The organism is Rhizobium sp. WSM4643 (genome assembly GCF_025152745.1).
Lineage (GTDB): Bacteria > Pseudomonadota > Alphaproteobacteria > Rhizobiales > Rhizobiaceae > Rhizobium > Rhizobium leguminosarum_I.
The window spans coordinates 4,218,458-4,240,277 of sequence record NZ_CP104040.1; the positions used below are offsets into that span (position 1 = coordinate 4,218,458).

21 protein-coding genes are annotated in these 21,820 nt (G+C 60.6%); 11 read left to right on the forward strand and 10 right to left on the reverse strand.

Annotation, left to right across the window (positions count from 1 at the left end; genetic code table 11):
* The first annotated feature begins 51 nt into the window (after positions 1 to 51).
* From hemC to N1937_RS20850, 6 genes are all read left to right on the forward strand, one after another.
* A complete protein-coding gene (gene hemC, locus N1937_RS20825; protein WP_222292881.1) occupies positions 52 to 981 on the forward strand; it encodes a hydroxymethylbilane synthase in 930 nt (309 codons plus the stop codon).
* Positions 982 to 988: 7 nt separating this feature from the next.
* Entirely contained in the window at positions 989 to 1,696 is a 708-nt protein-coding gene (locus N1937_RS20830; protein ID WP_260056878.1) for a uroporphyrinogen-III synthase, read from the forward strand.
* Between the two features lie 67 nt (positions 1,697 to 1,763).
* Positions 1,764 to 3,035: a COG4223 family protein gene (locus tag N1937_RS20835; RefSeq protein ID WP_222292876.1), complete on the forward strand. Its 1,272-nt coding sequence runs from the start codon at positions 1,764 to 1,766 to the stop codon at positions 3,033 to 3,035.
* 4 nt (positions 3,036 to 3,039) lie between these two features.
* Positions 3,040 to 4,656, forward strand: coding sequence for a heme biosynthesis protein HemY (locus N1937_RS20840; RefSeq protein ID WP_222292869.1), 1,617 nt, complete (start codon positions 3,040 to 3,042; stop codon positions 4,654 to 4,656).
* A gap of 17 nt (positions 4,657 to 4,673) precedes the next feature.
* Positions 4,674 to 5,159 carry a TerB family tellurite resistance protein gene (locus tag N1937_RS20845; protein ID WP_017966226.1) on the forward strand — a complete coding sequence of 162 codons (486 nt, stop codon included), beginning with the start codon at positions 4,674 to 4,676 and terminating at the stop codon, positions 5,157 to 5,159.
* A complete protein-coding gene (locus tag N1937_RS20850; protein ID WP_170257135.1) occupies positions 5,128 to 5,901 on the forward strand; it encodes a glutamine amidotransferase in 774 nt (257 codons plus the stop codon). The genes N1937_RS20845 and N1937_RS20850 overlap by 32 nt, the downstream gene beginning before the upstream one ends.
* A gap of 7 nt (positions 5,902 to 5,908) precedes the next feature.
* Here N1937_RS20850 and N1937_RS20855 read toward each other — a convergent pair whose 3' ends face one another.
* Complete coding sequence (locus tag N1937_RS20855; protein WP_162116882.1) at positions 5,909 to 7,159, reverse strand: MFS transporter; 1,251 nt, start codon at positions 7,157 to 7,159, stop codon at positions 5,909 to 5,911.
* Positions 7,160 to 7,298: 139 nt separating this feature from the next.
* Here N1937_RS20855 and N1937_RS20860 point away from each other — a divergent pair, with 139 nt between their 5' ends.
* Together N1937_RS20860 and N1937_RS20865 are read left to right on the forward strand one after the other, a co-directional pair.
* The gene (locus N1937_RS20860) at positions 7,299 to 7,589 is read left to right on the forward strand and encodes a YggT family protein (protein ID WP_025396317.1); all 291 of its coding nucleotides are present in this window, start codon (positions 7,299 to 7,301) and stop codon (positions 7,587 to 7,589) included.
* Complete coding sequence (locus N1937_RS20865) at positions 7,586 to 7,897, forward strand: DUF167 domain-containing protein (RefSeq protein ID WP_260056879.1); 312 nt, start codon at positions 7,586 to 7,588, stop codon at positions 7,895 to 7,897. Before N1937_RS20860 ends, N1937_RS20865 begins: the two co-directional genes overlap by 4 nt.
* Before the next feature lie 4 nt (positions 7,898 to 7,901).
* Here N1937_RS20865 and ppa read toward each other — a convergent pair whose 3' ends face one another.
* The 4 genes from ppa to N1937_RS20885 form a co-directional block, all read right to left on the reverse strand.
* Positions 7,902 to 8,438: an inorganic diphosphatase gene (ppa, locus tag N1937_RS20870; RefSeq protein ID WP_026154361.1), complete on the reverse strand. Its 537-nt coding sequence runs from the start codon at positions 8,436 to 8,438 to the stop codon at positions 7,902 to 7,904.
* Positions 8,439 to 8,641: 203 nt separating this feature from the next.
* A complete protein-coding gene (locus N1937_RS20875; protein ID WP_017966220.1) occupies positions 8,642 to 9,148 on the reverse strand; it encodes a GNAT family N-acetyltransferase in 507 nt (168 codons plus the stop codon).
* 246 nt (positions 9,149 to 9,394) lie between these two features.
* Entirely contained in the window at positions 9,395 to 11,215 is a 1,821-nt protein-coding gene (typA, locus tag N1937_RS20880; RefSeq protein WP_017966219.1) for a translational GTPase TypA, read from the reverse strand.
* A gap of 157 nt (positions 11,216 to 11,372) precedes the next feature.
* Positions 11,373 to 13,460, reverse strand: a complete 2,088-nt coding sequence (locus N1937_RS20885; RefSeq protein WP_260056880.1) for a M3 family metallopeptidase — start codon at positions 13,458 to 13,460, stop codon at positions 11,373 to 11,375.
* A 224-nt stretch (positions 13,461 to 13,684) separates the two neighbouring features.
* Between N1937_RS20885 and N1937_RS20890 the strand changes: the two genes are divergently transcribed.
* On the forward strand, positions 13,685 to 14,116 hold the full coding sequence (locus tag N1937_RS20890) for a hypothetical protein (RefSeq protein WP_260056881.1): 432 nt from the start codon (positions 13,685 to 13,687) through the stop codon (positions 14,114 to 14,116).
* Between the two features lie 63 nt (positions 14,117 to 14,179).
* On the opposite strand, the gene N1937_RS20895 is transcribed toward N1937_RS20890, so the two are convergent.
* The 3 genes from N1937_RS20895 to N1937_RS20905 all read right to left on the reverse strand — a co-directional run bounded on the left by N1937_RS20895 (position 14,180) and on the right by N1937_RS20905 (position 18,334).
* Positions 14,180 to 14,821: a LysE family translocator gene (locus N1937_RS20895; protein WP_018482734.1), complete on the reverse strand. Its 642-nt coding sequence runs from the start codon at positions 14,819 to 14,821 to the stop codon at positions 14,180 to 14,182.
* Between the two features lie 314 nt (positions 14,822 to 15,135).
* On the reverse strand, positions 15,136 to 16,650 hold the full coding sequence (locus tag N1937_RS20900; RefSeq protein WP_260056882.1) for a DUF5677 domain-containing protein: 1,515 nt from the start codon (positions 16,648 to 16,650) through the stop codon (positions 15,136 to 15,138).
* A gap of 460 nt (positions 16,651 to 17,110) precedes the next feature.
* Positions 17,111 to 18,334: an argininosuccinate synthase gene (locus N1937_RS20905; RefSeq protein ID WP_260056883.1), complete on the reverse strand. Its 1,224-nt coding sequence runs from the start codon at positions 18,332 to 18,334 to the stop codon at positions 17,111 to 17,113.
* A 178-nt stretch (positions 18,335 to 18,512) separates the two neighbouring features.
* On the opposite strand from N1937_RS20905, the gene N1937_RS20910 reads away from it, so the two are divergent.
* Together N1937_RS20910 and N1937_RS20915 are read left to right on the forward strand one after the other, a co-directional pair.
* Complete coding sequence (locus N1937_RS20910; RefSeq protein WP_260056884.1) at positions 18,513 to 19,364, forward strand: SDR family NAD(P)-dependent oxidoreductase; 852 nt, start codon at positions 18,513 to 18,515, stop codon at positions 19,362 to 19,364.
* An 85-nt stretch (positions 19,365 to 19,449) separates the two neighbouring features.
* Positions 19,450 to 20,091, forward strand: coding sequence for a LysE family translocator (locus N1937_RS20915; protein ID WP_170257147.1), 642 nt, complete (start codon positions 19,450 to 19,452; stop codon positions 20,089 to 20,091).
* Positions 20,092 to 20,141: 50 nt separating this feature from the next.
* On the opposite strand, the gene N1937_RS20920 is transcribed toward N1937_RS20915, so the two are convergent.
* Together N1937_RS20920 and N1937_RS20925 are read right to left on the reverse strand one after the other, a co-directional pair.
* Complete coding sequence (locus N1937_RS20920; RefSeq protein WP_260056885.1) at positions 20,142 to 20,936, reverse strand: ABC transporter ATP-binding protein; 795 nt, start codon at positions 20,934 to 20,936, stop codon at positions 20,142 to 20,144.
* Positions 20,933 to 21,811, reverse strand: a complete 879-nt coding sequence (locus N1937_RS20925; RefSeq protein WP_260056886.1) for an ABC transporter permease — start codon at positions 21,809 to 21,811, stop codon at positions 20,933 to 20,935. Before N1937_RS20925 ends, N1937_RS20920 begins: the two co-directional genes overlap by 4 nt.
* Positions 21,812 to 21,820: the final 9 nt, after the last annotated feature.

The window sequence follows — 21,820 nt, forward strand, 5'->3', positions numbered from 1 at the left end:
ATGGGATGGAAACCCGTTTACGAGAACTCCGGTAACAACGGAATAGAGCCGATGCAAACAAAACCTTTCCGGATCGGCACGCGCGGCAGCCCGCTGGCGCTTGCCCAGGCGCATGAGGCCCGCGACAGGCTGATGGCGGCGCATCATCTGCCCGAGGACATGTTCGAGATCGTCGTTCTCTCGACCAAGGGCGACCGCATCACCGACCGGTCGCTGGCCGAGATCGGCGGCAAGGGCCTGTTCACCGAAGAGCTTGAACAGAAGCTTGCCGCCGGCGACCTCGATTTCGCCGTGCATTCCACCAAGGACATGGCGACGAAGCTGCCCGAAGGGCTTTATCTCTCCGCCTACCTGCCGCGTGAAGATATCCGCGACGCCGTCATCGGCCGCACCGCGCGCAAACTGATCGACCTGCCGCATGGCGCAACCGTCGGCTCTTCCTCGCTCCGCCGGCAGGCGCTGATCCGTCGCATGCGGCCGGATATCAACGTCGTCACCTTCCGCGGCCTCGTCGAAACGCGCCTGCGCAAGCTCGAGGAGGGCGAGGTCGATGCGACCCTGCTGGCGCTTGCCGGCCTGAAACGCCTCGGCAAGGTCGATGTGCTGACCGATATCCTCGATCCCGACACCTTCCCGCCAGCGCCGGCGCAGGGAGCGATCTGCATCGAAAGCCGCATCGGCGATTCCAGGATCGACGATCTGCTGGCGCCGGTCAACGATGCCACGACCTTCGACACCGTCTCCTGCGAACGCGCCTTCCTCGCCGCACTCGACGGCTCCTGCCGCACGCCGATCGGCGGTTATGCCGTCTGCGAAGGCGACCTGATCCGGTTCTCCGGCCTCATCATCACTCCCGACGGCCGCAGCCAGCATGCGGTGACGACGGACGGCCACCGCCGCGATGCGGCAGCGCTCGGCACCCGCGCCGGCCAGGACGTGCGCGCAAGGGCCGGCAGCGCCTTTTTCGACGACTGGCACTGACGCGGCCATGCGTGTGCTCGTCACCCGCCCCGCGCACTCGGCGACTAGAACCGCACAACGATTACGCGATTTGGGCCACGAGCCCTTGCTGCTGCCGCTGCGTCAGCCGCTGCACGACAGCGCTGCTGCCGCAGCCGCGCTTGCAGCCACCAGGGGCGCAATCGCGGTGACGAGCGCCGAAGCCATCAGGGTCCTCTCCGCACTCGGCGAAAAACTTCGTCCGCATCTCGCCCGCCCGCTTTTTGCGGTCGGCAAAACGACGGCGGAAGAGGCACGCAGCCTCGGCTTCCGATCCGTCGCTTCATCCCAGGGCAACGGCCGCGATCTCGCCGATCTCATCGTGGCGGAGAATTCGGGCACGCTGCTCTACCTCGCTGGCACCCCGCGCGCCGAGACTTTTGAAGGAAGATTGCGCGAACTCGGCATCCATTTTTCCGTCACTGAATGCTACCGTATGCAACCGGCCGTCCCCGATCCCACCGAGATCGGCGCTATCTTCGCTAGCGGTTACCCGGACGCCATCCTCTTCTATTCCCGCCAGACGGCAGAGGATTTCTTTCGCGTGCCGGAACTACGATCAGCCATGCCGAAACACAGTGGAATCCGCCTTCTCTGTCTCAGCGAAGCGGTGGCGCAAGCCATACCGGCGGCTCTGAAAAAAGCCGTAACGATTTCACCGATGACGGATGAGAAAAGCCTTTTGTCGCTGCTTTGAGGCTCTAACCACCCAAATTTGATCTAACCTCTTCCCTTAACTGGCATCACTGTCTAGTTTCGTTGCAATGCAGGATAAAGAGGACCTCATGGTATCGGGAAACCCGCCACGCCATTCGAAGAGCGCCGACGAGCCGGTCACGATCGACCTCGATTCACAGGAATTCGCCTCTGCAGCCGATACCGAAAAACCGGTGGACGATGATGCTGGCGAGGCCGACGGCACCGCCGCCGCGGATGAGGGCCTGCCGCCCGAAACCGAGACTGCGTCGCATGCCGAAGATGACGAGAAGCCTGTGATGGATGCGCCGGAGGAGGAACCGGCAGCTCCAGAACCTTCCTTCACCCCTCCTCCCGAACAGCCTGCGCCGAAGAGCGTCGGCACCTCCGGCCTCATTGCCGCCGGCATCGTTGGCGGCCTCGTGGCGCTGCTTGGCGCCGGCGCCATCCAGTATGCCGGTTACCTCCCTGGCTCGTCTGCGCCACAGACGACATCGCCGGAGACGGCCGATCTTGCCGGCCAGATCGACGGCCTGAAACAGACCGTCGCCAATCTTGCCGCCAATCCGGCGAGCGCGGATAACGGCGAGCTTGCGAAACGCGTTGCTGCGCTGGAAGCGACTGCCAAGGCCCCCGCAGCCGGTGCGCCGGCCGATGCTGCCAATGTCGAGGCACTCAACCGGAAGATTGCGGAACTGACCGGTCAGGTCGACCAGCTACGCTCGACACTTGCCCAGTCATCCGAGCAGCAGACGACGAACGGCGCCGATATCACCAAGCGCCTGGAAGAGGCCGAAAAGAAGCTGAACGAGCCGCGAGAGGATGTCGCCGTTGCCCGGGCGATCGCGGCTGCCGCCCTGAAGGCGGCGATCGATCGCGGTGGCCCGTTCCTGGCCGAACTCGACACCTTCGCCGGCGTCGCACCCGACGATCCAGCCGTCGCCGACCTTAGAACCTTTGCCGAGACCGGCATTCCCTCACGCACCGAGCTGGTGCGCGAGGTTCCCGATGTCGCCACCGCGATCGTTGAAGCCGTCAACCAGCCGGACCCGAACCAGAGCTGGTCGGATCGGCTGATGTCGAGCGCCAAGTCGCTGGTGAGCGTCCGCCCCGTCGGCAACATCGAGGGCGAAAGCGTCGAAGCCATTGCCGCCCGCATGGAGGAGAAGGTGAAGAGCGGCGACCTGCCAGGCGCCTCCGCCGAATGGAACAGCCTGCCCGCTTCCGGCAAGCAGGCGTCCGCCGCCTTCAAGCAATCGCTCGAAGCGCGCATCCGCGTCGAGGAACTGGTTGGCGGGGCGCTGTCGAAAGCGGTTTCCGGCACCGGCAAGGAAGGATAAGACCATGCTGATCCGCCTTGTCGTCTTCGCCCTCTTCGTATTGCTTCTCGCCCTTGGCTTCGCCTGGCTCGCCGATCGTCCCGGCGACCTCTCGCTGATCTGGGAGGGCCAGATCTACCAGACGAAGCTGATCGTCGCCGCCAGCGCGATCATCGCTCTCATTGCTGCCGTGATGATCGCCTGGTGGTTCGTCCGTCTCGTCTGGACCTCGCCGCACTCGGTGACGCGTTATTTCCGCGCCCGCAAGCGGGACCGCGGTTATCAGGCACTGTCGACCGGCCTGATCGCCGCGGGCGCCGGCAATGCGCTGCTTGCCCGCAAGATGGCGGCCCGCTCGCGCGGCCTCATTCGCGCCGATCAGGAGCCGTTGATCAACCTGCTCGAGGCTCAGGCCGCCCTCATCGAAGGTCGCCATGACGAAGCGCGCGCCAAGTTCGAGGCCATGGCCAACGATCCCGAGACGCGCGAGCTCGGTCTGCGCGGTCTCTATCTGGAAGCCCGCCGTCTCGGGGCCAACGAGGCCGCCCGCCAATATGCCGAAAAGGCTGCGGACAACGCGCCCTATCTTCCCTGGGCCGCACAGGCGACGCTCGAATATCGCAGCCAGGCCGGCCGTTGGGACGATGCGATCCGCCTGCTCGAGCAGCAGAAGGCTGCCCGCGTCGTCGAAAAGGCCGAAGCCAACCGTCTGCACGCCGTCCTCCTGACGGCGCGCGCCGGCGAGAAGCTGGAGAGCAACCCGACCGGTGCCCGCGACGACGCCCTGCAGGCGCTGAAGCTTGCCGCCGATTTCATTCCTGCGGCCCTCATTGCCGCAAAGGCGCTGTTTCGCGAAGGCGGCGTGCGCAAGGCCGCCTCGATCCTCGAACAGGCATGGAAATCGGCACCTCATCCCGAGATCGGCCAAGCCTATGTCAGGGCCCGCAGCGGCGATTCCACGCTCGACCGGCTGAAGCGTGCCGAGCGGCTGGAAGGGCAGCGCCCCAACAATGTCGAATCCCTTCTCGTCGTCGCCCAGGCAGCCCTCGACGCGCAGGAATTCGCCAAGGCCCGCGCCAAGGCGGAGGCAGCGGCCCGCATGCAGCCGCGTGAAGCCGCCTACCTGCTTTTGGCCGACATCGAAGAAGCCGAGACCGGCGACCAGGGCCGCGTGCGCCACTGGCTGGCCCAGGCGCTCAAGGCGCCGCGCGATCCGGCTTGGGTGGCAGACGGCTTCGTCTCCGACAAGTGGCTGCCGGTATCGCCCGTGACCGGCCGCCTCGACGCCTTCGAATGGAAGGCGCCCTTCGGCCAGATCGAGGGTCCGCTCGAAGACGGTTCGGCGCCGGCCTCGATCGAAACGGCTTTGAAGACATTGCCGCCGCTGCGTGACGTCAGGCCGGAAAGTCCCGTCAACGACCATCGCATCATCGAGCTGGAACGCGCCGCGACGATTGCCGAGGCTGTGCGCCCCACGCCGGCACCGACGGCGGCCAAACCGAAACCAGCCGAACCGACCGCGGGCGATAAACCGCCCGCGCCGAGCGAGACAAAACCTTTCTTTGGCGGATTGCCGGATGATCCCGGCGTTCGCGATCCCAGGGTGGAACCGGAACCCAAGACACGGCTCCGCCTTTTCTGAAATGGAACGAAAACCGCATGTTCGAACGCTTTCAGGCATTCTTCCAGAATCTCACCGCCGACCACCCGAAGAAAGGTTTTGCCCCCGATGATCCGCGCATCGCAGTGGCAGCGCTCTGCATGCAGGTCATGGAGGCCGACGGTCAGATCAAAACCAGCGAGAAGAAGCGGCTGCGCAAGCTCCTGAAGGAGCAGTATGCGCTAGACGGCAAGCAGCTCGATGCTCTGATAGCAGCCGGCCTCGAGGCCGAAAGCTCCGCCGTCGACTATTATCGCTTCACCGCCGACCTGAAACGCCATCTCAATACCGAGCAACGCCTCGAGCTGATCGGCGTCCTCTGGGACATCGTCTACGCCGATGGCGAACGCAGCGAGATGGAAGACCATGTGATCTGGCGTATCGCCGATCTGCTCGGCGTCTCCTCGCGCGAGCGCATCCAGAAGCGGCAGGAGGCCGCCGCCAGGGTGACGGATGTCCAGGTTGCGCAAGATGATGCCGACTGAGCAAAACCCGAACCGCGACGGGCGCCCAATCCTCATCGTCCTGCATCAGGAACGGTCGAGCCCCGGCCGTGTCGGCCAATTGCTCGTCGAAAAGGGCTACCGCCTCGATATCCGTCGCCCGGTTCTCGGCGAGCCGCTTCCGACAACACTTGAAGACCATGCCGGCGCCGTCGTCTTCGGCGGGCCGATGAGCGCCAACGATCCCGATGACTTCGTCAAGAAGGAGATCGACTGGATCGACATCCCGCTCCGGGAAAAACGCCCCTACCTCGGCATCTGCCTCGGCGCGCAGATGTTGGTGCATCATCTCGGCGGCAAGGTACAGTCGAATGCCGATGGCTCGACCGAGATCGGCTGGTATCCGCTGCACCCGACCGAGAGGGGCCGGCTGCTGATGCACTGGCCGAAGATGGTCTATCATTTCCATCGCGAGGGCTTCGAGCTGCCGCGCGGCGCCGATCTGCTCGCCGAAGGCGATGCCTATCCGAACCAGGCCTTCCGCTACGACGGCAACGCCTGGGGCCTGCAGTTCCATGCCGAACTGACCCGGGTGATGATGCATCGCTGGGTCGTGCATGGCGCCCATCGCTTCATCCTGCCGAACGCCCAGCAGGGCCGCGAACATCTCGAAGGCCGCATGCTGTTCGATGCGCCGCTGAGAGCCTGGCTCACCGAATTCCTCGACATCGTCTTCGAGGGAAAAACCGCGAAGGCGGCGTCCTCTATCGCTCTTCGCGCATAACCAGTTTCTAAATCGATTCCGACGATACAGTGGGCGCGTCCAGCGTATCGATCCCACGCAGTTTGGGGAAACTCGATGCCCAGATCGCCGCCACGACAAGCGTTCCGATCCCGCCGATGACGACCGCCGGCACCGCGCCGAAGATCGCCGCCATCGTGCCCGCCCGGAATTCCCCGAGCTCGTTCGAAGCGCCGACGAAGACCATGTTGACCGCATTGACACGGCCGCGCAGCTGGTCCGGCGTCCAGAGCGCAATCAGGCTCTCGCGCACATAGACTGACACCATGTCAGCCGCCCCCATCAGCGCCAATGCCGCGATCGAGACCTCGGTATTGGTAGAGACGCCGAAGATAATCGTTCCGACGCCGAACAAGGCGACGCCGATGAACATGTAGATGCCGGCACGATGTTTGAGCGGATAGGCGGCAAGGAAGATCGCCATGACGATGGCGCCAAGTCCCGGTGCGGCGCGCAGCAGCCCGAGCCCCCAGGGCCCGAGGGTGAGGATATCGCGCGCAAAGATCGGCATCAGCGCCGTCGCCCCGCCGAGCAGCACGGCGAAGAGATCGAGCGAGATCGCCCCGAGCACCACCTTTTCGGCGCGGATGAAACTGAAGCCGCCGAGGATCATCGCCCAGCTCTTGGTCTCGCCCGTTGTCTTCTGCTCCGGTTTCGGGATCATGTAGAGAAGGGCGGCACCGAGCACGGAAAAGATCACCGCCACCGTATAGGCGGTTGACGCACTGACGCCATAGAGCAGACCGCCGAGCACCGGCCCGGTGATCGCCGCAAGCTGCCAGGACGACGAATTCCAGGCGATCGCATTGGAGAGTGCCTGCTCCGGCACGAGATTGGGCGCCAGCGACTGCACTGCCGGCGACATGAAGGCGCGCTCAACGCCGAAGATCAAAAGCACTGCGAAAACAGGCAAGGGCGTGAAGGTCCCCATGACAGTCATAACCAGCAGCGCCAGCGTGCAGAGCGCGCTTACCAGCGAGCAGAGAGCCGCGATCGCCCGGCGATTGTACCGGTCGGCCACCGAACCGGTGACGAGGATGAGCAGCAGCGACGGCAGGAACTGCACGAGACCGATCAAACCGAGATAGATCGCGCTGCCCGTCTGGTCGTACATCTGCCAGCCGACCGCGACGCTGACGATCTGCTGCGAGAAGGAAAGCAGGAAGCGCGCGAAGAAGAAACGCGTGTAGGACGAATGCCGGAACGCGGCAAAACGATCTCCGGTGGGCGAAAACGACATGGATGTTTTCCGAGGAGACGGGCGCCGAAATAGCTGCAAAGCCGCCCGTTATACAAGATTTACCGTGCGTTTCCACACGGCACTTGCCCGTTTAGTCGCCAATGTCTACATGTCTGTCAACAACGAATTGGAGACGACGATGTTTGCGCTGTTTCAAACCATTGATTTGGCTTTGAATATTTACACCTGGATCCTGATTGCCAGTGCCATTTTTTCCTGGCTCTATGCCTTCAATGTTATCAATTCCAGCAATCAGTTCGTCAATTCGGTCGGCACATTCCTCTATAATGTCACCGAACCGGTGCTGAAGCCGATCCGCCGCCGGCTGCCGAATCTTGGCGGCATCGATATTTCGCCAATCATCCTGCTGCTGATCATCTTCTTCCTGCGCACCCTGCTTTGGACCACGCTGTACCCGCTGGTCGCTTGAGCCATCCCTGGAGCCTTTTCGATGACCATCTGCGCCTCGCCGTCCGGCTGACCCCGAATGGCGGGCGCGACGCTGTCGACGGCATTGAGGTCGACGGCGAGGGCGAAGCTTTCCTGAAGGCACGCGTCACATCAGTGCCCGAGAAAGGCAAGGCCAACAAGGCGCTCATCCTGTTGATCGCAAAATCCCTGCGCATTCCCAAATCCAGCGTCAGCCTCGTCTCGGGTGAGACCGCGCGCAAAAAAATCCTCCGGATCGACGGCGATCCGGAGGATTTGCTAAAAAAGCTCGAGATGTTTTTAGGCTGAGCGATCAGCCTTTCGTCTTCTTGGCGCGCTCGACAGCTTCGAGGATGAGTTCGCCTGCTTCCCTAGAGTCGCCCCAGCCGAAGATCTTCACCCACTTGCCGGGCTCCAGATCCTTGTAGTGCTGGAAGAAGTGCTCGATCTGCTTCAGCGTGATCTCGGGAAGATCGGTGAAGTCCTTCACCTTCTCATAGCGCAGCGTCAGCTTCGGCGACGGCACGGCAATGATCTTCTCGTCCTTGCCGGAATTGTCTTCCATTTTCAGGACGCCGATCGGGCGCACGTTGATGACGCAGCCGGGAACCAGCGGGCGGGTGCTGGCGATCAGCACGTCGATCGGGTCGCCGTCTTCCGACAGCGTGTGCGGCACGAAACCATAATTGCCGGGATAGGTCATCGGCGTATAGAGGAAACGATCGACCACCAGCGTGCCGGCTTCCTTGTCCATCTCATACTTGATGGGATGACCGCCGACCGGAACCTCGACGATAACGTTGACGTCCTCAGGTGGATTATGACCGATTGCAATAGCGTCGATGCGCATAAGAAACTCCCGCAAGGTTGAATGTGCCGGCAGCCAGATAATCAGTTTCATGTGGCAACGCAACATCGCACAGCGCCAATGCTCGACTGCAGCGGCGCACATTCACATCAAAAGTTTCCAATAGGAGATTAGTGGAGCGTCGACTCCAGCGCCGCCCGTCTTTTCAGACGCGCCAAGGACGCTGTGGCACTTTGAATGGCCGTTCAGCTCCAGATGAAGCCGATCTTCTTCAATTGCCTGTGGTCGAAGCTTTCCATGCCTTCGCAGAAATCGACGCCGCCATGATGGCGATAAAAGTGGCTGGCGGTCTCGTTTTCCTCGAGGCACCAGACGACAAGCCCGTTGCAGCCGAGCGACTTCAAGAGCCGGCGCGCCTCGCCGAACAGCATCCTGCCAAGGCCGATGCCCTGATACTCGGGCCGCAGATAAAGCTCGTAAATTTCACCTTCTTGCGGCAGAGCGCGGGCACGGTTGAGGCCGAGCGTCGCGTAGCCGGCAACCGTGCCGGCAACATCGAGAACCAGCAGCGTCGCCGGTCCGCGCGTTGCCTTGCGCCACCAGCTTTCGCCGCGCCGCTCGATCATCTGCGTCAGCGCGCGATGCGGAATGATGCCCGCATAGGTGTGTTGCCAGGCAAGCCTGTGTGTTTCCGATATGGCTCGGGCATCTTGCGGCTCGGCCCGCCGGACATCGATCGACAACGTCTTCATAACGTTTACTCTGGTCCCGCTGGAGGCAATTAACCATATGCGATGTCGCATCCCGGTCGATTGCCCACAGACTTGATATGTGGACGACGATCAAAAGTTAACGCTTTTTTAACGATTGTCACAAGACGGAATCGACGCGGCGCACAATAAAAAACCCCGGCGCGAAGGCCGGGGTTTTGAAGGATTTCTCTCCAGCGCCGCGCCTCTTTTCGGAAGCCCAAAACGCTGCAGCACTTTGAATGGCGCTCAGAGAGCCGCCTTCGTCTTTTCGAAACGCTTGCGATCGTTTGCGTCGAGATACATCTTGCGCAGACGAATATTCTTCGGTGTCACTTCCATCAGCTCGTCATCCTGAATCCAGGAGAGCGCGCGATCAAGCGTCATCCGGATCGGCGGCGTCAGCTTCACCGCTTCGTCTTTGCCGGCGGCGCGGATGTTGGTGAGCTGCTTGCCCTTCAGCACGTTCACTTCAAGGTCGTTGTCGCGCGAATGGATGCCGATGATCATGCCTGCATAGACCTTTTCGCCCGGCTCGATGATCATCGGGCCGCGATCTTCCAGGTTGAACATCGCATAGGCGACGGCTTCGCCGGGAGCGTTGGCGAGCAGCACGCCGTTGACGCGGCCACCGATCACACCCTTGTAGGGCTGGTAGTCGTGGAACAGGCGGTTCATGATCGCCGTGCCGCGCGTATCCGTCAGCAGCTCCGACTGGTAGCCGATCAGGCCGCGGGTCGGTGCGTAGAAACGCAGGCGAAGACGGTTACCGCCCGACGGGCGCAGCTCGACCATTTCGGCCTTGCGCTCGGACATCTTCTGCACGACGACACCGGAATGTTCTTCGTCGACGTCGACGACGACCTCCTCGATAGGCTCCAGAAGCTGGCCGTTTTCATCCTTGTGCATCACGACGCGCGGACGCGACACGGCAAGCTCGAAGCCTTCGCGACGCATGGTCTCGATGAGAACGGCGAGCTGAAGTTCGCCACGGCCGGACACGTAGAACGAATCCTTGCCTTCGGCTTCTTCGATCTTCAGGGCGACGTTGCCTTCCGCTTCCTTGAAGAGACGGTCGCGGATGACGCGTGAGGTCACCTTGTCGCCTTCGGTGCCCGCCAGCGGGCTATCGTTGACGATGAACGACATGGTGACGGTCGGCGGATCGATCGGCTGCGCCTGCAGCGGCTCGGTGACCGAGGGATCGCAGAAAGTGTCGGCGACCGTACCCTTGGAAAGGCCGGCGATCGCAACAATATCGCCCTGATGCGCTTCGTCGATCGCCGTGCGCTCGATGCCGCGGAAGGCGAGGATCTTGGAAATACGGCCGGTTTCGATCGTCTTGCCGTCGGCGTGGAGCACCTTTACGGCCTGGTTCGGCTTGATGGAACCGGAATTGATGCGACCGGTGATGATGCGGCCGAGGAAGGGGTTGGCTTCGAGGATGGTACCGATCATCGTGAACGGACCTTCGTGGACGGTCGGCTCCGGAACATGCTTGAGCACCAGGTCGAGAAGCGGCGCAAGACCCTGGTCCTTCGGACCTTCCGGATTGACGTTCATCCAGCCATCGCGGCCGGAACCGTAGAGGATCGGGAAGTCGAGCTGCTCGTCGGTGGCGTCGAGATTGGCGAAAAGATCGAAAACTTCGTTGATGACTTCTTCGTGGCGGCCATCCGGACGGTCGATCTTGTTGATCGCGACGATCGGACGAAGACCGACCTTCAACGCCTTCGAGACAACGAACTTCGTCTGCGGCATCGGGCCTTCAGAGGAGTCGACGAGAACGATCGCGCCATCCACCATCGAGAGAATGCGCTCGACCTCACCGCCGAAGTCGGCGTGGCCGGGGGTGTCGACGATGTTGATGCGGACACCCTTCCATTCCACCGAGGTCGCCTTGGCGAGAATGGTGATGCCGCGTTCCTTTTCGAGATCGTTCGAGTCCATCACGCGTTCAGCGACACGCTGATTCTCGCGGAACGAGCCGGACTGCTTGAGAAGCTCATCCACCAGGGTCGTTTTGCCATGGTCAACGTGCGCGATGATCGCGATATTGCGAAGTGACATATGTGAAATCTCTGATGCTGGGGCGCACGCTCTAGAGGACGCGCCTATTAGTTTGGGGCGTCCATACAGTTTTTTTTGCGTTTGCGAAAGGGGGGAACGCGCAAAAGCTGCGGCAAGGCTGTCGCCCCGCCGCATCATGGCATGTCATCAAATTGTCTTAGGCGTCGCTGCCTGTCAATTCCTCAAAGGTCGAAAGTCCTTTTTTGACGAGCATCGCATCCGGGCTCGGCAGCTTGCCGCGGAAGGCCTTGTAGGCGTCTTCCGGATCGACCGAACCGCCGACGGAATAGATATTGTCCTTGAGCTTGCGCGCCATCTCGCTGTTGAAGGCATCTCCCGTCTCCTCGAAGGCGGCAAAGGCGTCGGCGTCGAGCACCTCCGACCACATGTAGGAGTAATAGCCGGCCGAATAGCCGCCGGAGAAGATGTGCTGGAAGTGCGGCGTCGCGTGGCGCATGACGATCGACTTCGGCATGCCGATCTCGGCCAGCACCTCGGCCTGAACCGCCATCGGGTCCTCGACGGCCGTTCTCGTGTGAAACGCCATATCAACAAGCGCCGAGGAGGTGAACTCGACGGTATTGAAGCCGGCATTGAAGGTGCGGGCGGCAAGCACCTTGTCGAGCAGGGCCGGCGGCATTGGCTCGCCGGTTTCGACATGCACGGCATAGCGCTTCAGAATATCGGGCACCGTCAGCCAGTGCTCATAGAGCTGTGACGGCAGCTCGACGAAATCGCGCGAAACGCCGGTGCCCGCAACCGAGGGATAGGTGACATTAGAAAGCATGGCGTGCAGTGCATGGCCGAATTCGTGGAACAGTGTGCGCGCATCGTCGAGCGACAGCAGCGCCGGCTTGCCTTCCGCCGGCTTGGCGAAGTTGCAGACATTGTAGATGATCGGCAATTCGCCGTGGCGGCCGTTCTTCAGCTCCAGCTTGTGCTGCGATTGCAGCGAACTCATCCAGGCGCCTGATCGTTTCGAGCTGCGGGCGAAATAATCGCCGAGGAACAGGGCGACGAGCTTGTCCTCGCGGTCCCTGATTTCGAACACTCTGACATCCGGGTGATAGGCGGCCACGCCCTTCTTCTCCACGACCCGGATGCCGAACAGCCGGCCGGCCACGTCGAAGCAGGCTTCGATGATCTTCTCGAGCTGCAGATAAGGCTTGAGCTCGGCCTCGGAGAAAGCGAACTTCCGTGCGCGGATCTTTTCGGCATAGTGGCGCCAGTCCCAGGGCATCACCTCGTGGTTCCGGCCCTCTTCGGCGATCAGTGCCGCGATATCGATCTCCTCCTCGCCGGCGCGTTTCACCGCCCGCGCCCAGACGGACTTGAGCAGGCCGTTCACCGCATCCGCCGTCTTCGCCATCGTATTGTCGAGTTTCAGCTCGGCGAAATTGCCGTAACCAAGCAGCGTCGCCACCTGATGGCGCAACGCCAGCGTTTCCTTGATGACGGCGCGATTGTCCGTCTCTCCATCGTTTTCGCCGCGCGCCACCCACGCCTTGAAAGCCTGCTCGCGCAGATCGCGGCGCTCCGAAAACGTCAGGAACGGCTCGATGATCGAGCGTGACAGTGTCACTGCATATTTGCCCTCCTCGCCGCGTTCGCGCGCCGCCGCAGCCATTGCGTCGCGCAGGAAGTCCGGCAGCCCGTCGAGCTCGGCTCCATCAGAAAGCACCAGCGCCCAGGCTTTCTCGTCGGCCAGCACGTTCTGGCCGAATTGCGTCCCGAGGCCGGCAAGCTTTTCATTGATCGCGGCGAGTTTTTCCTGCTCGGCCTTATCAAGCTTGGCGCCCGATTTGACGAAGCCTTTCCAGTGGCGTTCCAGCACGCGTGTCTGTTCGAGCGTCAGGCCAAGGCTCTCACGGCTCTCCCACAACGTGTCGATGCGGGCAAAAAGTGCTGCATTCATCCCGATCTTCGAATAGTGGCGCGACATCTTCGGCGAGATCTCCCGCTCCAGCGCCTGGATCACATCATTGGTATGCGCGCCTGCCTTGTTCCAGAACAGCGCCGAAACGCGCGACAGTGCGTCGCCGGCAATCTCCAGCGCCATGACCGTATTGTCGAATGTCGGCGCATCGCCGTTTCCGGCAATCTCGTCGATCTCCCTTTCATGCGCGGCAATCGCGGCTTCGAAGGCAGCGGCGAAATCACCGTCATCCAGGGCATCGAAACGCGGCAAGCCGTGAAGACCGTCCCAGGTCACCAGCGCCGGATTGAAATCATGTGGAGAAGACATCGGAGAATTCCTTTTTGGCATGCAAGTGGATCGTCAATATAGGAGAGCCGTCACAGAATTGGTATGTTGCCGGGATAGCCTTTTGCCTCGCCTGCCAATCTTGTGGACTGTCAAATCTGATGGACGACAATTGATACGTGAAAATTAACCAATCGTTAACGATTGACGCGAATCACGCGCAGGCGCTAGTTTCCTGATGTTCTTCTTGTAAGGGGACATGCGTCATGGAAATTTTTTCTGTGCGGTCTTCTCAGAGTTTGCTTTTTAAAAACAATCCCAATAACGCAAAAAGTTCGAAGACCTCTGATATTGAAATCGAGACCAGAGCTCCCGCCCCGGCCTCGTTCCAGATCGAAGACGATGTTGGCGAAGGCCCGGATTTCACCGCGGTCAGCGCGGGAGAACTGCGCAATTATGCACGCCAGAGTTTCGACAGCGGCCTGATCGATCAGAACACCTACGCCGCGATCTCCGAACCGCTGCCAATGCATGCTATCGATCCGCTCGGCAACATCGTCGATCTCTCCAGCGTCACCGACGGCACCAGCTTCAATTTCCTCGATTATTACAAGAACCAGCTGCAGGTCGCCATGTCGATCGGCGATGCTGGCGAGGTCCAGACGCTGAACTCGATCGTCAGCTTCCTGGATGGCTGATCGGCATGACGCCGAAAAGTATGATGTGAGGAGCGAAGCTGAAAGATCGCGACGCGCTCTAGGTCAGGCCTTGCGCCAGCCGAGCAGTCCGGGCGTTGCGTGCCAGAGCGCCTGGGCGGCAAATCCCATGAAGAGCACGCCGGAGCAGCGCACGATCAGCCGCTCATGGGCGCGATAGAAGCGCCGCACCGTACCGGCGCCGATGATGCCGATCAGGATGATGTCGGCCGTCACGAAACCGACGAACGACACGCCGAGCAGCACCGGCAACGCCTCGAAATCGAGCGCGCCGGCCGAGCCTGCAACAAGTGCGGTGAAGGTGGCGAGCGCCACCGGATAACCCTTCGGATTGGTGACGCCGAAAATCAGACCGCGGCGAAACGGCCGCTCGACCACAACAAGCGCCTGCCCCTCCGCTTTCGGCTTGGCATTGACGGCGCTCCAGCCGATCCACGCGAGGTAGAAGCCGCAGGCAAGGCCGAGCAGGTCGAAGACGAAGGTTCCGATCGTCTTGGCGCCGACGATCGCGATCAGCGCCAGCGACGACCAGATGATATCCCCAACCAGATGCCCCATCATGAAGAAGGCGCCGGCCTTGCGCCCCTGCCCGGCGCCGATACCGAGCAGCTGCAGGAAGGCGGGTCCCGGAATGAGCACGTAGAAGAGCGCCGCCAGAAAGGCGCCGAAGAGCAAAGACTGCGTCATGGGAATGCTCCGGAGGATGATGACGGCAGACTAAGCGATCGCGGCCATCCGTCAAGGGTGGTTGCACGGCCATGGAGAGTGGGATCAGGTAGCAAACACTACCGGAGGCGGCTTTCGAGCCCGAAGCGGACATCTGGTCGTTGTTGAAGGATGCGGCTGCTTTGCGCCTCATGGCGGCCGTTCGCCGGTCCGCGAATAATTATAAAAGTAGCCATTCGTTGCGGACGGCGGAGAGCAGATCTTCACTGCGTTTCCCACTAACGCCAACTAAGTGCAGTTATGAAAAAGTAACGGCTTATCCCTCGCTGTCAGGTTCAACCAAACGCATCATGGATTACATCATACGATCTAATGGGCAACTCTGGCTTGCCGATAAACTCATCTAAAGAATTAAGCGTCTTCGACAAGTATTTTCCAGCCATTCGACACCAATGCGCGTCTGGCTTAAACGAAGGAATAACTGGAAGAAAATGGAAATTGTGTGCCGGGTTCTGGCAGTATTCGACATTTATTCTTCCCACGTGAGACCAATATGAGTGGACTGCTGCACTGAAGGGCTGAAACACATAGTTATAAAAATCTATGCAGCCAGCCTCTTGCGCCATCACACGGGCATTCTTTCCCGACCAACTTCCAAGATTAACCTCAGTAAGAAATTCGAGCTGCTGGGACTCTAGCCAACTCTCCAAATGCTCAATGTATTGTTTCTGTTGAGCTTCATGATTTAAGCCACCTTTTGCGAGTTCTTCTTTGCGATGCGCTATCTCCAGCTTGATGGACCCGAGCCCGTCTTGAACATATAAAGGCACTCGTTCCTCAGGGTTCTGTATTAGCCAGACGAACGTAATATGCACATCCGCCATCGCCCTTAGCATTATCGGCGCAGTGTTCGAATTCCACATGCCAGGATTGGAAACCACCTCGATGGCAAGTGTAGCTTGCCGCGCCAAAAGAGCGAGAATAACTTGTCTTTCTTGAGGCTTGCCAAGGTCAAGCTCCCAAGCACTTTCACGAGCCCTGAAATCATCGTGCACGAAGTGGGTGAACGCAGTGATGAAGCCCTCCACTCCCTCAGTGACGTCGGGGAATTCGGGAATGTCTTGATAGTCGCCAGAACACCCACCTATCGCCGATAGCCCGCTCCAAAAAGCGTCGACCCAGTCAGGTATGTCGGCTGCCTCTTCCTTTCCAAGCAAAAGCATGGGAGCCATGGCGCGAAAGAATGAGCCCGCTTTTTTTGACGCTTCGGTTGCTGGATAGTCTTCGATGTCAGTGAAAGCGGTCGCGTTGTTGTCGAAAACCTCTTTAGCTACCTTAATCTTATCTTGGTCGAAGCCAAGATATACGGCAGTCGAGATCGCCAGTGTTGATGCGCGGCTGTGACGGTTATACATTTCCTCAAGGGTGGGGTTCAGACGAGCAATGACTGCTTGCAGATCATCATCGGATTGAAGCTCAGTGAAAGAGAAGGGGTTTTCGGGCCAGATAACGGACAGGCTGCCTAGAACAGTCCGAAAGTCTGACAATGCTTCTTCGTCAATGACGCCTAAGAGCTCTTGTTGCTCATCTTGGGACAACTCTGAAAACGAACTCACTGAAACAAAGAGTGGTTTAGGATCTTTTTTGCTGACCTGAGCGGCACCGTTTCCCAGCTGCCTTGCGACCTCAACTCCCCTCACTGGGCCGAGCTCATTAATAAGTAACGTTATCCAGAATAATTCGGGGACGATTTGAAGCGACCATGAGAACGGCGAATAGTTATCACCCATTGCCGCACGTACAGGTGGAATGAGCCGCCGTTTCTTCCTGATATGATCTTCCAGAACCATTTTGAGAACCTATTTTGCCCAAAGCAACGTCTGCTGCCGTCCCTCACATCTCGCTGAGTCTGAGCAAAAAATGTTACACGTTTGTCAAGCCAAAGCCATGTGCTGCACACCTCGTTGTGTAAGAACCTCAAGAAATTAAGCGCGAGTTTATGCGAGAGGCGGCTTGCAGCTAAGAACAGTCCTACTGCTGCACAAACGATTCACGGTAGCTAATGGGCCGAAAGCTACATCAAGGCTTCCCCCAAGCGAATGTCCGCTTCAATGTGTTTGCGGACGAAACCTGCCATTCCGCTCCCGGCCCCCAGCGGTCGTCTATCCAAGCCGAGCCGATGTCCGCTGTTGGTACAATCCGGCCATCCAGAACGCTCTGAGAGTCTGGTGGCGCCTACTCCCATTCCAAGAGAAAGCCCGCGCGGCAAAATGCCGGCGGGCTGATATCCGGTTCGAAGGCGAACCGTGATTACTTCACGAGGTTGCGCTTGGCGAGCGTGCGCAGGCGCAGCGCGTTGAGCTTGATGAAGCCGGCCGCATCCTTCTGGTCGTAGGCGCCCTGGTCATCTTCGAAGGTGACGAGCTTGTCGGAATAGAGCGACTTTTCGCTTTCGCGGCCGATGACCATGACATTGCCCTTGTAGAGCTTCAGCGTCACTTCGCCTTCGACATGTTCCTGGCTCTTGTCGATCAGCGCCTGCAGCATTTCGCGCTCCGGCGAGAACCAGAAGCCGTAATAGATCAGCTCGGCGTAGCGCGGCATGATCTCGTCCTTGAGATGGGCAGCACCCCGGTCGAGCGTGATCGATTCGATGGCGCGATGCGCCGTAAGCAGGATCGTGCCGCCGGGTGTCTCGTAGACGCCGCGCGACTTCATGCCGACAAAGCGGTTCTCGACGAGGTCGAGACGGCCGATGCCGTTGTCACGGCCGTAATTGTTGAGCGCAGCCAGCAGCGTCGCCGGGCTCATGCGCACGCCATTGATCGAAACCGCATCACCCCTCTCGAAGCCGACCTTGATGGTCGTTGCCTTGTCGGGGGCGGCCTCAGGCGAAATGGTGCGCATATGCACATATTCAGGCGCCTCCTGGGAGGGGTCCTCGAGAACCTTGCCCTCGGAAGAGGAATGCAGAAGGTTGGCGTCGACCGAAAACGGGGCCTCGCCCATCTTGTCCTTGGCAACCGGGATCTGATGCTGCTCGGCAAAGGCCAGCAGATCGGTGCGGCTCTTGAACGACCAGTCGCGCCACGGCGCGATGATCTTGATATCGGGGTTCAGGGCATAAGCGGAGAGTTCGAAACGGACCTGGTCGTTGCCCTTGCCGGTCGCACCGTGGGCGATCGCATCGGCGCCGGTCTTCTTGGCAATATCGATCAGATGCTTGGAAATCAGAGGACGGGCGATCGAGGTGCCAAGCAGGTAGACGCCCTCGTAGACGGCATTGGCACGGAACATCGGGAAGACGAAATCGCGCACGAATTCCTCGCGCACATCCTCTATGTAGATCTCCTTGATGCCGAGCATTTCGGCCTTCTTGCGCGCCGGCTCCAGCTCTTCGCCCTGGCCGAGATCGGCGGTGAAGGTGACGACTTCGGCGCCGAGCTCCGTCTGCAGCCACTTCAGGATGATCGAGGTGTCGAGGCCGCCGGAATAGGCGAGAACGACTTTCTTCACGTCTTTGTACGATGCCATGATGATGAGGTCCGTTGCATAAAAGGCCGGCAAAACCCGGTGTCGCGGCACTTTTAGCGAGATTGGCGCGTGACGCAAGGGCAAGTGCGACGGTGATGGTGCCGATAGCGTTTGACAGGGCGAAAGCGGAGCCCATATTCGCCAACGTCCGCAAATGCTCCGAAGAGAGGCCAGTCCCGTGACGAATATTCAAGACATTTTCAAAAAATCCAATGTTGCCGTCATCACCGGCGGCGCCTCCGGCATCGGCCTTGCCGCGGCGAAATATTTCGCCGGATGCGGCATGAGCGTTGCCATCGCCGATCTCGGCGGCGATCGGCTGGCCGACGCGGCCAATGAACTCAAGGCCATTGCCGGCGAGGAAAATGTGATGGCGGTCGAGACCGACGTCGCCAGCAGAGACTCGCTGGAAGCGCTCGAACGCGCCGTGCTCCAGCGTTTCGGCCGCGTGCACGTGCTGATGAACAATGCCGGCATCGGCCCGGAAACCTCGATCTTCAGCCCGCAGGCGAACTGGGACCATATCTTCGCCGTCAACCTGATGGGCGTGATCAACGGCACGCGCACCTTCGGCCCGAAGATGCTGTCGCACGGCGAGCCCGGCCTGATCATCAACACCGGCTCCAAGCAGGGTATCACCACGCCGCCCGGCAACCCCGCCTACAACATCTCCAAGGCTGGCGTGAAAGTCTTCACCGAAGCATTGCAGCACGAGCTCCGCAACACCGAAGGCGGAAAGATCTCCGCCCATCTTCTGATCCCGGGCTTCGTGTTCACCGGCCTCACCAAGGGCAACCGCGCCGAAAAACCGGCCGCTGCCTGGACGCCGGAACAAACCATCGATTTCATGGTCGAAAGCCTCGAGCGCGGCGATTTCTATATTCTCTGCCCCGACAATGACGTGGCGCGTCCGGTCGACGAGCGCCGGGTGGCCTGGGCGGCCGGCGATATCATTGAGAACCGCCCGCCACTATCGCGCTGGCACAAGGACTACGCCGACAAGTTCAAGGCGTTCCTCGAACAGAAGTAATAGGCCCCATCACAAGGTTTGATTGGTAATTTTCTGAAAGCCGGATAATGAGATCCCAGATCCTTTCCGGCTTTCAGAGTGTGTCATGGATTTCCTGCCCAGCCTGCCGACCCTTCTCGCCTTTGCCGCCGCCACGCTGCTGCTCGCGGCAACCCCCGGCCCCGACATGACGCTGTCGATCAGCCGCGCGCTCGCCCAGGGCAAAAAGGCGGCTCTCTTCGTTGTCGTCGGCACCAGCCTCGGCATCGTCGTCCACACCATGCTGGTCGCTTTCGGCATTTCGGCGCTGATCACCGCCTCGCCGACCGCCTTCCTGATCCTGAAGACCGGCGGTGCCGCCTATCTGCTCTGGCTGGCGGTGCAGGCGGTCCGCTTCGGCTCGAAGCTCATCGTCGCCAAGGTCGAGGAGCAGAAGGGCACGCCACTTTCGAACATTTCGTCAGGCTTCTGGGTCAATCTTCTGAACCCCAAGGTCATCATCTTCTTCATGACCTTCCTGCCGCAATTCGTCAGCGCCGGCGATCCAGCCGTCACCCAAAAGCTGCTCTTTCTCGGCTTCTGCTTCATCCTGATCGGCATGCCGATCAACGCCAGCATCGTCTTTGCCGCCGACTGGCTGGCCTCCTGGCTTCAGAACAATAAGAAAGTGCTGCGCGGCATGGACTACACCTTCGCCGGCGTCTTCTCGGTCTTCGCTGCGAAGATCCTGCTCACCCAGGCACGTTGATCGGCCGATCAGCACGCTGTCGGCATCAGCTGATCAGCACGCTGTCGGCGTTAGCCGATCAGCAACGCGTCGTCATCCAGCGTCTGGCCGCGCATGTTGCGGAACATGGCGATCAGGTCTTCAACCTGCAGGTTCTTTCTGTTGTCTCCTGCCACGTCCAGAACGATTTCGCCGCCGTGCAGCATGATCGTGCGATGGCCGTAATCCAGCGCCTGGCGCATGGAATGTGTCACCATCATCGTCGTCAGCTTGCGCTCGGTAACGATCTTCTGCGTGAGGTTCATCACGAACTCCGCCATGCCCGGGTCGAGTGCCGCCGTATGTTCGTCGAGCAGCAGCACTTCCGAGCCCGCCAGCGTCGCCATGACGAGCGAAACAGCTTGCCGCTGCCCACCGGACAACAGGTCCATGCGGTCCTTCAGCCGGTTTTCCAGCCCGAGATTGAGTTCGGCAATCCGCTCGCGGAAATAGTCGCGCCTGATACCACCGAGCGCCGGCGCAAGCCCGCGCTTCTCGCCGCGACGGGCAGCCAAAGCAAGATTTTCCTCGATCGACAATGCGCCGCAGCTTCCCGTCAATGGATCCTGGAATACGCGCGCGACCAGACCGGCTCGGGCCGCCGTCGACCTGCGCGTCACCTCGTTCTTGCCGATCAGCACCTGCCCTTCGCTCGGCAGCACGTCACCGGCGAGCACGCCGAGCAGCGTCGATTTGCCGGCGCCGTTGGAGCCGATGACGGTGACGAAAGAGCCTTGCTCTATGGTCAGGCTGACGCCGTTCAGCGCCTGCTTCTGCAGCGGCGTGCCGCGTCCGAAAACGACCTTGATGTCCTTGACACTGATCACGATGCGGCACCTCGACGAAGTCGGGGAAGAATGAGCGCAAAGGTCACCAGCACCGCCGTGACGAAATTCAGGTCGGACGCCTGCAGGCCGATGACGTCGCTCGAAAGCGCCAGCTGGATCGCGATGCGATAGAGGATCGAGCCGAGCACGCAGCCGATCAACGCGATCAGCAGACCGCGCCGCCCAAGCAGCGTCTCGCCGATGATGACGGCAGCGAGACCGACGACGATCGTGCCGACGCCCGAGGTGACGTCGGCAAAGCCGTTCGTCTGAGCAAACAGCGCGCCGCCGAGCGCCACCAGCGCATTGGAGATCGCCATGCCGAGATAGATCTGCCGGCTGGTATCGACGCCCTGGGCCCGCGCCATCCTCGCATTGGCGCCGGTCGCCCGCATTGCCAGCCCCGCATCGCTTTCCAGGAAACGCCAGACCAGGATGAGCGCGATGACGACCAGAACACCGACGAAGAGCGGCCGTACGTAGAAATCGCGAAGGCCGTGGCCGAAGAACGGGCTGATCATCGTGTCGGCATTGATAAGGGCGACATTGGGTTTGCCCATTACGCGCAGATTGACGGAAAACAGTGCGATCATCGTCAGGATCGAAGCGAGTAGATTGAGGATCTTGAAGCGCACGTTGAGCAGCGCCGTCACCATGCCCGCGGCGGCACCCGCCGCCGTGGCGATCAGAGCCGCAAGCCAGGCGTTGACACCGGCAATGATCAGCACGGCCGTCACCGCCGCGCCAAGCGGAAAGGAGCCATCGACCGTCAGGTCGGGAAAGTCGAGAACTCGAAAGGCGAGATAGACGCCAAGAGCGACGAAAGAATAAACCAGGCCGAGCTCGACGGCCCCCCAGAATGCGATTTGGCTCAAGGCTTCCGC